General features: G+C 72.3%; 11 protein-coding genes. 8 read left to right on the forward strand and 3 right to left on the reverse strand.

All coding sequences use genetic code 11. From position 1 onward, the window contains the following. Positions 1-102 precede the first annotated feature (102 nt). Together PKE78_RS15185 and PKE78_RS15190 are read left to right on the forward strand one after the other, a co-directional pair. Positions 103-3873 (forward strand): FecR domain-containing protein, encoded by a 3771-nt coding sequence (locus tag PKE78_RS15185; protein ID WP_271201743.1) that lies wholly within the window; start codon positions 103-105, stop codon positions 3871-3873. Further along, entirely contained in the window at positions 3873-5852 is a 1980-nt protein-coding gene (locus tag PKE78_RS15190; protein ID WP_271201744.1) for a CHASE2 domain-containing protein, read from the forward strand. Before PKE78_RS15185 ends, PKE78_RS15190 begins: the two co-directional genes overlap by 1 nt. A 7-nt stretch (positions 5853-5859) precedes the next feature. On the opposite strand, the gene PKE78_RS15195 is transcribed toward PKE78_RS15190, so the two are convergent. After that, positions 5860-8325: a cation:proton antiporter gene (locus PKE78_RS15195; protein WP_271201745.1), complete on the reverse strand. Its 2466-nt coding sequence runs from the start codon at positions 8323-8325 to the stop codon at positions 5860-5862. A gap of 160 nt (positions 8326-8485) precedes the next feature. Here PKE78_RS15195 and PKE78_RS15200 point away from each other — a divergent pair, with 160 nt between their 5' ends. From PKE78_RS15200 to PKE78_RS15215, 4 genes are all read left to right on the forward strand, one after another. Then, complete coding sequence (locus tag PKE78_RS15200; protein WP_271201746.1) at positions 8486-8701, forward strand: hypothetical protein; 216 nt, start codon at positions 8486-8488, stop codon at positions 8699-8701. Between the two features lie 76 nt (positions 8702-8777). Next, complete coding sequence (locus tag PKE78_RS15205; protein ID WP_271201747.1) at positions 8778-9164, forward strand: DUF423 domain-containing protein; 387 nt, start codon at positions 8778-8780, stop codon at positions 9162-9164. Beyond that, a complete protein-coding gene (gene rbsK, locus PKE78_RS15210; RefSeq protein ID WP_271201748.1) occupies positions 9161-10087 on the forward strand; it encodes a ribokinase in 927 nt (308 codons plus the stop codon). The genes PKE78_RS15205 and rbsK overlap by 4 nt, the downstream gene beginning before the upstream one ends. 67 nt (positions 10088-10154) lie before the next feature. Further along, positions 10155-10952 carry an enoyl-CoA hydratase-related protein gene (locus PKE78_RS15215; RefSeq protein ID WP_271201749.1) on the forward strand — a complete coding sequence of 266 codons (798 nt, stop codon included), beginning with the start codon at positions 10155-10157 and terminating at the stop codon, positions 10950-10952. Here PKE78_RS15215 and PKE78_RS15220 read toward each other — a convergent pair. Then, positions 10946-11236, reverse strand: coding sequence for a hypothetical protein (locus tag PKE78_RS15220; protein WP_271201750.1), 291 nt, complete (start codon positions 11234-11236; stop codon positions 10946-10948). The two genes, PKE78_RS15215 and PKE78_RS15220, sit on opposite strands and share 7 nt — an antisense overlap. Positions 11237-11433: 197 nt before the next feature. On the opposite strand from PKE78_RS15220, the gene PKE78_RS15225 reads away from it, so the two are divergent. Next, complete coding sequence (locus tag PKE78_RS15225; RefSeq protein ID WP_271201751.1) at positions 11434-11676, forward strand: hypothetical protein; 243 nt, start codon at positions 11434-11436, stop codon at positions 11674-11676. 21 nt (positions 11677-11697) lie between these two features. On the opposite strand, the gene PKE78_RS15230 is transcribed toward PKE78_RS15225, so the two are convergent. After that, entirely contained in the window at positions 11698-12060 is a 363-nt protein-coding gene (locus tag PKE78_RS15230) for a gamma-butyrobetaine hydroxylase family protein (RefSeq protein WP_271201752.1), read from the reverse strand. Between the two features lie 111 nt (positions 12061-12171). Between PKE78_RS15230 and moaA the strand changes: the two genes are divergently transcribed. Further along, a complete protein-coding gene (gene moaA / locus PKE78_RS15235; protein ID WP_271201753.1) occupies positions 12172-13197 on the forward strand; it encodes a GTP 3',8-cyclase MoaA in 1026 nt (341 codons plus the stop codon). The last annotated feature ends 1 nt before the right edge of the window (position 13198 follow it).

Below are 13198 nucleotides of genomic sequence, written 5' to 3' on the forward strand. Positions count from 1 at the left end.
AAAAGTCCCGATCTCCCCAAGCGGCGGCCCGGCTAGATTGCCGGCCGCTGAAAATGCGCGCGGCGGCGCACGTCGCCGCCTGGGGGAAACTGGTCGGGGTCTATGCGCAAGCGTGGTCTGTCATCGGGCGCGGTTCTCGCCGCGTGGGCCCTGTGGGCAGGCGTCGCCTTCGCGCAGGCTCCGATCCAGCGCGCCGCGCCCGCCGCGGGCGCGGTGATCGCGGCCAAGGGCGGCGAGGAGCTGCAGTTTTCGGCCGAAGCCCTATGGCGCTCGGTCGCGCTCCAGCAGAACCTCGTCGGCGGCGACACGCTGCGCACCAACGCCTCAGGCGCGCTCGGCATCCTGTTCCAGGACCGCACGCAGGTGCGCGTCGGCCGCAACTCCACGCTGATCGTCAAGGACGTCGCCCGCGGCCCGAACGGCGAGACCGAGCTCTCGCTGCCGCAGGGCTCGATCTACGCCCGCGCCTCGCGCGGCGGATCGGGCGTCACCGTCGACACGCCGGCCGCCGCGGCGGCGATCCGCGGCACCGATTGGTCGCTCTCGGTCGAGGGCGCCAAGACCTCGCTGATCGTGACCGAAGGCGAGGTCACGCTCGCCAATCCGCAGGGGTCCGTCACCGTGCGCCAGGGCGAAGGCGCGGTCGCGCTGATCGGCCAGGCGCCGCGCAAGATCACCCTGATCAACTTCGACGGCCGCGCCCAGCTCCTGCTCTATCGCGAGCTGCGCGACTCCTTCTTCGAGCTGTCGCCCAACACCCGGCCGGGCCGCGACCTGCGCGACGCCCGCGCCCGCATCCGCGCGACGCCCGCGGCGCGCCGCTCCGCCGAGGACGCCGTGGCAAACGCCGAGCTTGCGCTCGATTTCGACGGCGCCGCTGAGGCCGAGCGCGCCGTCGCGGAGGCCGAGCGCCCCGGCCTCACCGCAGCCCAGCGCGCGCGCCTGACGCTGGTGCGCGGCTTCATCGCCGCGCGGCGGGGCCAGTGGCCCGACGCCGCCGCTCGCTTCCAGTCCGTCGGCCGAAGCCTCGACGCTGAGCGCCGCGACACCGCCGCTTACGCCGCCTGGGTCTCCGAGACTCTGGCGCGGCCGAACGAGCGCCCCGCCCCGCTGCCGGACCCCTCGCGCCACGCCCAGAGCCGCGCCGGCGCGATCGGCCGCGCCAGCGTCGAACTGTTCGTCGAAAGCAACGAACGGGGCGTCGAGCTGCTGAAGGAAGCCGGTTGGCGGCGCCCTTCGGACCCGTTCATCGCCGCGGCGACGGCGGCGACGCTGCTGACGATCGACCAGGACGAAGCGGCCAGGGTCGAGATCGACCGTGCGCTCGCGCTCGATCCGGACGACCCGTTCGCGCTCGCGGTGCGCGCGCGCTACCGCTGGACGGCGAAGAGCGACTTCGACGGCGCCAAGCAGGACATCGAGCGCGCCATAGCGACGGTTCCCGGCGACGCCCGATTCTGGGCCGAACTCGCGTTGATCGAGGACGAGCGCGAAGCGGTGCGCGAAGCCGAACGGGCGCATCTGCGCTCGATCGAGCTCGATCCCGGCACCCCGCTCTATCTCGCGAACTACGCCAACTTCCTGATCAACCGGAATCAGATCAGCGCCGCGGAAGAGCCGCTCAGGCGGGCGGAGGCGATCGATCCTTCCGGTGCGGTGCAGCTCGTCACGCGCGGCCGGTTGCTGACGCGTCAGGGCCAGACCGAGGAAGGCCTCCAGAAGCTGCTCGCGGCCTCGGCGGTGAACCCGACCTATGTGGACGGCCTGCTGGAGCTGGCGATCACGAACTACCAGCTCGGCGCCTATGACGAGGCGGCGCAGGCGCTCGACAACGCCGACCGCTTCGACGACGACAACCCCAACACGCCGCTCGCGCGCTCCGTCATCGCGGTCGACCAGTACCGCGCCGACGAGGCCATCGTCGCGGCGCGGGAATCGCTCCGGCGCCGGCTCGCGCGCGGCGGCTATTTCGCCACCATCGAATCCGACCGCCAGAACGGATCGCCGATCAACAGCGCGCTGCGCTTCCTCGACCTCGACGACTGGGGCCGCTACTTCGGCGACCGCACCTTCGACCCGTTCTCCGCCTTCGGGTACTTCGACCAGGCGACCTCGAGCCGCAGCGATCCATTCACCGCGGAGCAGCCCTCCGCGCTCGGCGATTCGCTCGGGTCCACGGCGTTTTCGTCCCAACTTCAGGGCCTGATGCTGGAGCCGCTGGCGGTCGCAGGCCCCGAACGGCGGCAGATGCTCAGCCACGCCCCGTTCGCGGAGGTCGCCGTCGAAGGCGGCCTGAGATCCGAGCGCGGCGACATCGGCTGGCGCAACGCCTTCGTCGCACAGGGCAAGCTGATGCAGCCGACGCCGGTCGCGGTCTATGTCGTCGGCGCGCTCGATCGGCCGGACAGCTCGTTCGACGACGACCGGAGCGATCTCAGCAGTCTGACCGCCCTCATCGGCGCGCAGCCGACGCTGTTCGACAATGTGGTGCTCTATGGCGCGATGCAGCGGCCGAAACAGGACCTGAGGACGGTCGACCTGTTCTCTCAGCGCGCCGAGCGCGTGGAGTCGGACGCCCGCACCGCCGGCGTCGGGTGGACCCACACCTTCGCCGAGCGCAACCTGTTTCAGATGCTCGTCTCGGGCTCGCGCCTCGACCGGACGCAGGAGGGCGACGCCGTCACGGACATCTTCGACGTCAACTTCAACGTCCGACCCGACGGTCTCCCCGACATATTCCATCGGCGCCGCGCCAAGGGCCACGAGGACAACGGCGTCGCGGCGGTCGCCCACATGGTCGGCTTCGGCGACGTCACTCTCAAATACGGCGCCGAAGGTTCGATCGCCCGCGCGAAGTCGGTGGAGGATCGCTTCTATCCCGCAGGCGCGTTCCCGCCGCCGCTGAACTATCCCGACACCGCGTTCGACGTCACCACGCGGGTCGAAGGAGAGGTTGGCCTCGCCTACGCCGACGCCGTCTGGGAGGCCTCGCCGTCAATCCGGTTCGAGGCCGGCGTGTTCGCGACCTCGGTCGATTACAAGACGACGGGCTTCGACTGCACCTTCGCCCCCTTCCTGCCCTGCCTCGCGGCGCAGTTCCGCCAGCGCGACCGCGACCTGAACCCCCGGATCGGCGCGGCCTGGGAGCCGGTTCGCGGCCACTGGCTGCGCACCGCGTACCGCGAAGACGTTGCCGTGCTCAACAACGCCTCGCTCGCGCCGGTCGCGACCGTCGGCATCCTCCCGAACGAGACGCCGGCCCCGATCGGCGCCGAGGTGAAGACCTTCGCGGCGCGCTGGGACGCGGAGTGGAGCCCGCACCTCTTTACCTCGCTCGAGTACCAGGACCAGCGCGCGGACCAGCTCGGCTTCGGCATCCCCGAAAGCGTGTTCGACGCCACGCGCGCCGACGTGCGCCTCCGCCGGCTCGAGGCGAGCGCCAACCTGTGGCTGACGCACGGCGTCGGCCTGTTCGCGCGCTACGCCCGCACCTGGGCCGACGCGGCCGGCGACGCCGGCGCGCCTTTCGTCGCGGACCATGCGGGCCGTATCGGCGTCACCTTCGTGCACCCATCGAAGGTGCGGCTGTCGCTGATCCAGACCTTCGTCGGCGCGCGCGACGACGCCGGCGCGGACATCCCGCTCTCGCTCAGCGAGACGCGGCGGCTGAAGGCGTTCACGACCACCGACGTCGGCCTGACCTGGGAGCCGTTCGACAAGCGCCTGCTCATCGGGCTGCAGGCGGTGAACCTGTTCGACCGGCGCTACGTCGTGCAGGCCAACGCGTTCTCGACGCAGTTCCGGGGCCTCGCCGGCGAGACCATCGAGGGCCAGCGCCGCACCTTCCTCGCGACCGCGCGCGTGCGGTTCTGATGCGGCAGGCCCTGCGACGGCTCGGCGCGCTCGCGCCGGCGCTGGCGATCGGGGCCGTTCTCGCGCTGCTGCTCGCGAGTCCCTGGCGCGGCGTTCTGGACGCGCCCGCCTACGACGCGCTCGCGGCGATCGCGCCGCCGCCCCCCGCCTCCGACATCGTCGTGGTCGCGATCGACGAACCGTCCTTCGCCGAGATCGGACAGCGCTGGCCGTGGCCGCGCAGCCTGCATGCCGATCTCGTCCGGGCCGCGAGGGCGGCCGGGGCGCGGACGATCGGCCTCGACATCGTCTTCGCCGAGCCGTCGAGCCCGGAAGCCGACCGCGCACTCGCCGAGGCTCTGGGCCCGGAAGTAACGCTGGCCGCCGACTTCACCGTCATCGACACGCCGCACGCGCGACAGTCGCTGCGGATCGATCCACTCCCGGAGTTTCTGGACCGGGAAGCAGAAGCCGGGATCGCGGCGGTCTCGCTCGACCGCGACGGCGCGCTGCGGCGGGCGCCGGCCTATGACGACGCCTTCGCCCGCATGGTCGCGCGCGCGGCGGGCGCGACGCCCGGCCCCGTCCCGGACGGCGCGCTGATCCGGTTTCGCGGCGGCCCGCGGACCTACCGCACCGTGTCCTACTATCAGGCGCTCGAACCGGACAAATTCCTGCCGCCCGGCGCTCTCAAGGACGCCGTCGTGCTCGTCGGCCTGAGCACCCAGACCGCGGCCGGCGCCGGCGCGGCCGACGCCTTCGCGACCCCGTTCACCGCCCGCACGGGCCGGTGGACCGCCGGCGTCGAGGCGCAGGCGACGATGGTCGACGGCTGGCGATCCGGCGACGTCATCCGCCAGGCGCCGCTCTGGACGGAGTTCGCGGCGCTCGGCCTCGCGATCGCGGCGGGCGCGGGCCTCGCCCGCGGCGGGCGGGTGACGCTGCGCGCCGCACTCTCCGCCTTGGGGCTCGCCGTCGTCGCGGTCGTCGCAAGCTGGATCGCGCTGCGCTACGGCGGTTGGTGGCTTTCGCCCGTGGCGATGGTTCTCGCGCTCGCCGCCGTCGTCGGGCTCGACGCCGCCATCGACTATGCGCGGGAGCGGCGCGCCCGAAAGGAGATCGCCCGCGCCTTCGGGCAGTATCTCGCGCCGGAGCTGGTCGAACGGCTCGCGCGCGATCCCGCGGCGCTGAAGCTCGGCGGCGAGGTGCGCGTGATCACCGTCCTGTTCTGCGACGTGCGCGGCTTCACCACCATCGCCGAGCGGCTCAAGGACGATCCGGAGCGCCTGACGAGCCTCGTCAACCGGCTGCTGCAGCCGCTGTCCGACGCGGTGTTCGCCGAGGGCGGCACGATCGACAAGTACATCGGCGACTGCGTGATGGCGTTCTGGAACGCCCCGCTCGACACGCCCGACCACGCGGAGCGCGCCGTCGCCGCGGGCCTTCGCATGCTCGCGGCCATCGAGGCGCTCAATGCGGAGCTTGCGGCGGAACCCGCCGCCGGCGCGCCTCCGCTCGTGTTCGGGGTCGGCGTCGGGATCAACACCGGCGCCTGCGTGGTCGGCAATCTCGGCTGCGACCGCCGCTTCGACTACAGCGCGATCGGGGACGCCGTGAACCTCGCCTCGCGGCTCGAGAGCGCCTCCCGGTTCTACGGCGTGTCCATGCTGATCGGCGAAGACACCGCCGCCGCGGCGCAGGGCCGCTTCGCGCTGCTGGAGCTCGACCGGCTGGCGGTGAAGGGCCGCGCGAGCGGAACCGCGGTCTACGCCGTGCTCCCCGCCGCGCATTCGGAGGCGGCGGCCCGCGTCCAGGCCGCGTTCCTCGCCGCCTATCGCGCTGGCGACTGGGACGCGGCGGACGCGGCGCTCGGGAGGCTGTCGTCGGAAGCGCCCGAACTCGGCGTCTACGCCGTCCGCATGGCCGAGCGTGTCGCGCGCCTGCGCGCCGAGCCGCCGCCAGCCGACTGGAACGGCGTGTTCGCCGCCGCCGAGAAGTAGCCCCGTCTCATGCGTTCCCACCGGCGTTCGCTCGCAGCCGCTGGGCCGCGGTCGCCTCGATCCGCGCGCGAAGCTCGGGATGGTCGTCGAGGAAGCTCATGAAGGCGCGGCGCGGCAGCCTGAGCAGCGAGCCATAGGCGATCGAGTCGACGTCGGCCGTCCGCTCCTGGTCCGTCAGCAGCGCGATCTCCCCGAAGACGTCGCCGCGCCCGAGCCGGACCACCCCGCTCCGCCCCATCACCTCGACCGCGCCGGAGGCGATGAAATAAGCCGCGTCGCCCTGGTCGCCGCGCCGGATCAGGCGCTCGCCGGGATGGACGAGGATCGGCTCGACGCGGTCCGCGAGGCGCTTGAGCGCGGCCGCGTCGAGGCCGGCCAGCATCGGCAGGCGCGCGATCAGCGTGCGCGCGTCGAGGCCGAGGTCGAGCGCCGGACGGATCTCGGCGCTGCGGCGGCGGTGGTCGAGATCCAGGCCGAGGTCGCGGTGCAGTTCCGGGCTGATGAGGCCCTCCTCGTGCATGCGGTCGTATTCGCGCTCCTCGAAGGCGAGCGCCGCGTTCCGCAGCAGGCGGCGCTCGAGCGCCTGGGCGTAGTCGGGATACTGCAGGCGCAGCGCGTCGAGCTGGCGGGCGACCGCGGCGGAGCGCTCGGCGTGGACCTCGGCGACGGCGTCGGCCGCGGCGTCCCCGAGTACCGGACGGATCGTCTCGTCGGCGACGCCCTCGATCCGCCGCAGCGCCATCGAGGTGAGCTGGAGCAGCTCGAAACGGTCGGCGAGCGCGCGGGCGAGCCATCCGCGCCAGCCGAGCTTTCGGGCGAGCAGCTGCGCCAGCCGCTCGGAGCGGGAAAAGGCGAGCGCGACGCCATAGGCCTGCCGATAGCCCGCAGGCCCCGCCGCGCGGCTGCGGTCGCTCAGGCGCCGCACGTCGCTCAACAGCCGGTTCACCAGCCCAAGCGAGACGGCGCGCTCGCGCACCCGCTCCATCACCAGCTCGCGCTCGGCGCGGGCAAGCGTCACCAGCGCGATCGCGACGCGCTCGCCGACCGGGGCGGGAGCCTCCACGACGGGCGGCGCGGCGCTCGCTAGTGGGATCTCGGGCGGCGGCGCGATGCGGTAGGTCGCGGCGGTCTCCGCCACCGCGACGGCGACCCGCGCATGGGCGGCGGCGAACACGTCGCGCCGCAGCGCGGCGTCGACCGGCGACAGGCGGTCGACGCCGGTCGCGCGGACCAGCCGGCGCAGCGTCGCGCCCTGCACCAGCAGCGTGAACAGCACATAGCCGGTGGCGAGCACCGCCACGAAGGAGCGCACCTCGCGCGGAATGGCCTCGTTTTCGGTGACCGCGAGCGCGAGCACGAGCGTCGTCGCGCCCCGGAGCCCGCCCCAGAACACGACCCAGCGGAACGGGCGGCTGATCGACGGCGCCATGCGGGCGCGCGCCAGCGCCGGCATCAGCCCGAACACGATCGCCGCTCGCGCGATCAGGGAAGCGACGATCAGCGCCACGAGCAGCAGGAGGTCCCGCAGGGTCGCGTCCGCCAGCAGGCGCGGGGCGAGGATCGAGGCGAGCACGAAGATCAGCGACGCCGCCCACCAGTCGATCTGCTCCCACACCGCGCGCAGGTGGCGCCACACGTCCGGCGGCGCCTTCGCAGGCCCCGCGGCGGCGAAGGTCATGCCCGCCGCGACGACGGCGAGCACGCCCGAGACGTGCAGCAGGCTCTCCGCGACGACGAAGACAAGGTAAGGCAGCGCGAGGCTGACGGAGGTCGGCGCGAGCGCGTTGTCGCGCAGCGCGCCGACGAGATTGGACGCCGCCCAGCCTCCGACGAAGCCGACCACGGCGCCGCCAAGCGGAAGCACGACCGCGTCGAGCGCCGCGGCGCCCGGATCGAACGGCCGTCCCGTCACCAGCAGATCGAGAAACAGCGCGAACAGCGTGATCGCCGCGGCGTCGTTCAACAGGCTTTCGCCCTCGACGAGGCGGACGAGACGCGCCGGCGCGCCGGCCTCGCGAAAGATGCCGATCACCGCGATCGGATCGGTCGTCGCGACGATCGCGCCGAGCAGCAGGCAGGCCACCAGCGGCGCCGCCGTGAAGGGCCAGAGCGCGAAGCCGATCACCAGCGTCGAGACGACGACGGCGACGATCGCGAGGATGAAGATCGGGCTCGCGTCCTCGAGCACATGGCGGACGTCGGTGTTCATCGCCGACTGGAACAGCAGCAGCGGCAGGAACACGAACAGGAAGGCCTCGGCGTTGAGCGGCAGGTCCGTGATCGCAGCCGCGAGGCTGCGGCCGGCGGGCCCGAGCGCGCCCGCATGCAGCACGAGCCCGACCGAGCCGAGCACCACGCCGAACAGCGCCAGCAGCACGCTCGCCGGAAGCCGGACCCGGGCCGCCGCGGGCTCCGCGAGGCTGACGACCAGCAACAGGGCCGCCAGGACGGCGACGACGACGGCGATGGACATAGACGGAACGTATCCCCGGACGCGGACCGCGAGGGGACGCAACCGCGGACGTGGAGTCAACGGAAAGGCGGCCTGTCAGGAGCGCGACTTACGTCAAAGTACGTAGGACCACGTAGGAATACGTGCACAATTGAGCCAAACAAGCCTAAGGGAGGCCCGCATGCCCTACAACGTCTTATGCACGCTCGACGACAAAGCCTCGATCTCCTTCGCGCCGACGGCGACCGACGCCCTGAAGCTCGTTCAGAGCCGTCAGGACGCAGGCGCGATCGACATCGGCGTCGTCTCGACGGACGGCGCCCGGCTTCCGATCGAGCGTCTCGAAGGTCTCGCGAAGAACGAGGCGCCGACCGTTCAGGCGTCCGTCCGCGGCTGACGCCAGCCGCCGGCGATCCCCAGCTCTCCGTCTCCCCGGCGTTGCTTTCGCCGGCGGAGACGGCGCATCTTGACTTATGTCCTCTCGTTTCCCTTTGGTCCTCATCGCGATCGCGGGCGTCTACGGCGCGGTGGGCGTGGCGGCGGCCGCCGCCGCCTCCCACGCCTTCGACGATCCGCGCCTCGGCCTCGCCTCGACCTTCCTGCTGCTCCACGCGGCGGCGCTGGCGGGGCTCGCCTCCGCGGTCCGCGCCTTCGCCGCCCGATGGACGCTCGGCGCCTCGGCCGCGCTGATCGCGCTCGGGGCGTTGCTGTTCTGCGGCGACCTGATGCTGCGCGTCGTCGCCGGCGCGTCGCCCCTGCCCTTCGCCGCGCCGCTGGGCGGCTCGCTCCTGATCGTCGGATGGCTCGGCGTCGCCGCCGGCGCCGTGGTCTTGGCGCTGAGGACGCCGCCCAAGGGGTGACCCGCGCCCGCGTCGCCGTTCTCGGGATTTTCGCCGCCGACCTGACCTTCCGCGCCGCGCGGCTGCCGAAGCTTGGAGAGACGCTGCTTGCCGACGGTTTCTCGCTCGGGTCCGGCGGCAAGGGCTCGAACCAGGCGATCGCCGCGGCGAAGGCCGGCGCGTACGCCACGCTCATCACCCGGATCGGGGACGACGCCTTCGGCCAGATGGCGCGCGACGAATGGGCGGGGGCTGGCGTCGACGCGACCCATGTGATCGTCAGCCCGGACGAGCCGACCGGCGCCGCCTTCATCTTCGTGGACGCCCGCGACGGCCAGAACGCCATCGTCGTGAACGGCGGCGCGGCGGCGGCGCTGTCGGCGGCGGACGTCACGGCCGCCCGGGGCGCGATCGAGCGCGCCGCGGTGGTGGTCGCCCAACTGGAGCAGCCGCTGGCCGCAGCGACGGCGGCCTTCGAGCTCGCCCGCGCCGCCGGCGTCGCGACCCTGCTCAACCCCGCCCCCGCCGCGCCGCTCGACGACGCCGTGTTCCGCCTCTGCGACGTCGTTACGCCGAACGAAAGCGAAGCCGAACTGCTGACCGGGATCACGGTCGACGGCGAGGACGCGGCCCGCCGCGCCGCGGATCGATTGCTCGCCAGAGGCGCCGGCGCGGTGCTGCTGACGCTCGGGGAGAAAGGCGCGCTGCTGCATCGCCCCGGCCAGTCGCTGCTCGTGCCGGCGTTCGACGCCGGCCCGGTGGTCGAGACGACGGGCGCGGGCGACGCCTTCACCGGCGCCTTCGCCGTGGCTCTCGCCGAGGGGCGCGACCTCGCCGAGGCCGCGCGCTTCGGCTGCGCCGCCGCCGGCGTCTCGGTGACGCGGCCCGGCGCCGGCCGCTCGATGCCGCTCCGCGCCGAGATCGACGCGCTGCTCTCCGCCTGACGTGGGTCTTGCCGGCGGGGCTCCCGACGTCTTCAGTGCGCCGACCGACGCCCGCGCCGAGGCCCGCATGAGCGAACCCTGCCTTCTTGTCGAACGCCGCGGCGCCGTCGCGGCGCTGACCCTCAACCGGCCCGACCGCATCAACGCGTTCACGCCGGAGCTGCTGACCGCGATCGCCGACGCGCTCGACGCGGCCGAGGCCGACCCGACCGTACGCGCCGTCCTCGTCACCGGCGCCGGGCGCGGCTTCTGCTCCGGGCAGGACATCGGGCAGATCGCGACCCTGCCGCCGGAGGAGCGCGACGTTTCCCGCATCCTCGAGCGCTTCTACGAGCCGGTGGTCCGGCGGATGCGCGCCTCCGCGCTGCCGATCGTCGCCGCAGTCAACGGCGTCGCCGCCGGCGCCGGCGCGAACTTCGCGCTGCTCGCCGACATCGTCGTGGCGGCGCGCTCCGCGCAGTTCGTCGAGGCCTTCGTGCGGATCGGGCTGGTCCCGGACGTCGCCGGGACATGGACCCTGCCGCGCCTCGTGGGCGAGGCGCGGGCGCGCGCCATGTGCCTGCTCGGGGAGCCGGTCGGCGCGGAGCAGGCGGAGGCCTGGGGGCTGATCTGGAAGGCGGTCGACGACGACCGGCTCGCCGAGGAGGCCTTCGGCGTCGCGGAACGGCTCGCTGCCCAGCCGGCCCATGCGCTCGCGCTGGTGAAGCAGGCGTTCGCGGCCTCGGCCGGGAACGATCTCGACGCCCAGCTTCATGTCGAGCGGCGGCTTCAGACGGAAGCCGCCGCGTCGGAAGATCACGCCGAGGGCGTGCGTGCGTTCATCGGGAAGCGTCCGCCCGTCTGGGCGCCGCGGCGCCCTCAGTAACGGCGGTCGTCGCGGCGATCGTCGCGTCGGTCCTTACGGTCGTCGCGGCGGTCGCGCGCGTCCTGACGGCGGTCGTCGCGCCAGTCCCTGCGGTCGTCGCGCCGATCATGGCGCGCCTGGCGGCGGTCCCATTCCCGGCGGTCGCGACGATTGTCGTCGACGATGACGGTCCGGCGCTCGTAGCCGTAGCCCGGCCCGTAGCCGCGGCGCCCGGTCTCCGTGCAGCCCGCGACGGTTGCGGCGCATGCGCCGACGATCAGCAGCGTCAGGATCTTCATCGTCATCACTCCGATTTTTGCCCATGCGCGTTATCGGCCTCGCGCGCCAAATTGGAAGCGGCGCGGGCTGCATATGGATGGGCTGCGGCGTCCGGGTCACAGGTCGATGCTGCGGTGCAGTAAACACCGCGATGGCGCTCCGCGATTATTCGGCGTATACTTTTCCAGCGATAACGAAAACAGAACCGAGCGGAGGATGCGCGATGCAATGGCTTCAGCTTACGACGTCGGGCGACCATGAGGTCTTCGTCAACATGTCGCTCGCCGTCCACATGCGGCGGTTCGGCGACAAGACGGTCATCGATATGCTGACGAGCTCGATGGACCGCACCCACAGCATCGGCGTGGTGGAGACGCCGGAGACGATCCTGCAGAAGATGTGCGACTGCGGCTGGGTGTCGAAGCAGGACGGCGAGCGCGCGCGTCCACCCGTGCCGGCGCACTGAACGCCGCTTGATCTCGCGCGGTCAGCCCCGGCTGAGGCCCCGCTCGGCGAGCGCCGCCTCATAGGCCGCGAAAAGTGCGGCGCCTTCGTCGCCGAAGGCGCGCAGCGCCGGCCATGTGTAGATGCCAGTGCTGTGCCCGTCGTCGAACACCAGGCGGACCGCGTAGGAGCCGACCTCCTGCACGTCGCGGATGGCGACCTGGCGCTTGCCGGGAACGATCGTCTTCTGCTCCGCAGAGTGGCCCTGCACTTCCGCGCTCGGGCTCTCGACCCGCAGCAGTTCCGCGGCGAGCTCATGCCGCGCGCCGTCGGCCCAGGCGACCGTCAGGATGCGCCCGCCGCGCGAAAGCTTGATCTCGATCGGCCAATCCGCTTCGTCCGCCATCGCTCGCCACCCTTTACGCCAGCCGTTCCACCTCTTAGCTGTTAGGAGGCGTTCCAGCCAGCCGCCGCATGGCGGCCGGCGGACAGCGATGATGATCAGGACGAGCGTTTGTTGACCCAATCCCCTGCGCTGCTTGCGCCGACGCCCCTGGTCGACCCGTTCCAGCGGGCGATCAGCTATCTGCGGGTGTCGGTGACGGACCGCTGCGACTTCCGCTGCGTCTACTGCATGTCCGAGCACATGACCTTCCTGCCTAAGCGGGACCTGCTGAGCCTCGAGGAGCTCGACCGGCTGTGCGCGGCCTTCATCCGGCTCGGCGTGCGCAAGCTCCGGCTCACCGGCGGCGAGCCGCTGGTGCGGCGCGACCTGATGACCTTGATCCGCTCGCTCGGCCAGCGGGTGTCGTCCGGCGAACTGGAAGAGCTGACGCTCACCACCAACGGCAGCCAACTCGCCCGCTTCGCGCCCGAGCTCGCGGACGCCGGCGTGCGCCGCATCAACGTCTCGCTGGATACGCTCGACCCCGCCGCCTTCAAGACGATCACCCGCTGGGGCGACCTCGCCCAGGTGCTCAACGGCATCGACGCGGCGATCGCGGCCGGCATCCACGTCAAGATCAACACCGTCGCGCTGCGCGGCGTGAACGAGGACGAGATCGCCTCGATCGCGGAATGGGCGCATGGCAAGGGCATGGACCTCTCGCTGATCGAGACCATGCCGCTCGGCGAGATCGACGGCGACCGGACCGACCAGTACCTGCCGCTCAGCCTGGTGCGGGCGCGGCTGGCGCAGCGCTGGACGCTGACGGACATCCCGTACCGCACCGGCGGCCCGGCCCGTTACGTGTCGGTCGGCGAAACGGGCGGACGGATCGGCTTCATCACGCCGATGACCCACAATTTCTGCGAAAGCTGCAACCGCGTGCGCGTGACTTGCACCGGCACGCTGTACATGTGTCTCGGCCAGGAGGACGCCGCCGACCTCAGGGCCCCGCTGCGTGCGAGCATGGACGACGCGCGGCTGGAGACGGCGATCCGCGACGCGATCGCGCGCAAGCCGAAGGGCCATGACTTCGTGATCGACCGGCGCAACGCCCGGCCCGCCGTCGGCCGGCACATGTCGACCACGGGCGGCTGAC

This window comes from Methylopila turkensis, assembly GCF_027922325.1.
Taxonomy (GTDB): domain Bacteria; phylum Pseudomonadota; class Alphaproteobacteria; order Rhizobiales; family Methylopilaceae; genus Methylopila; species Methylopila turkensis.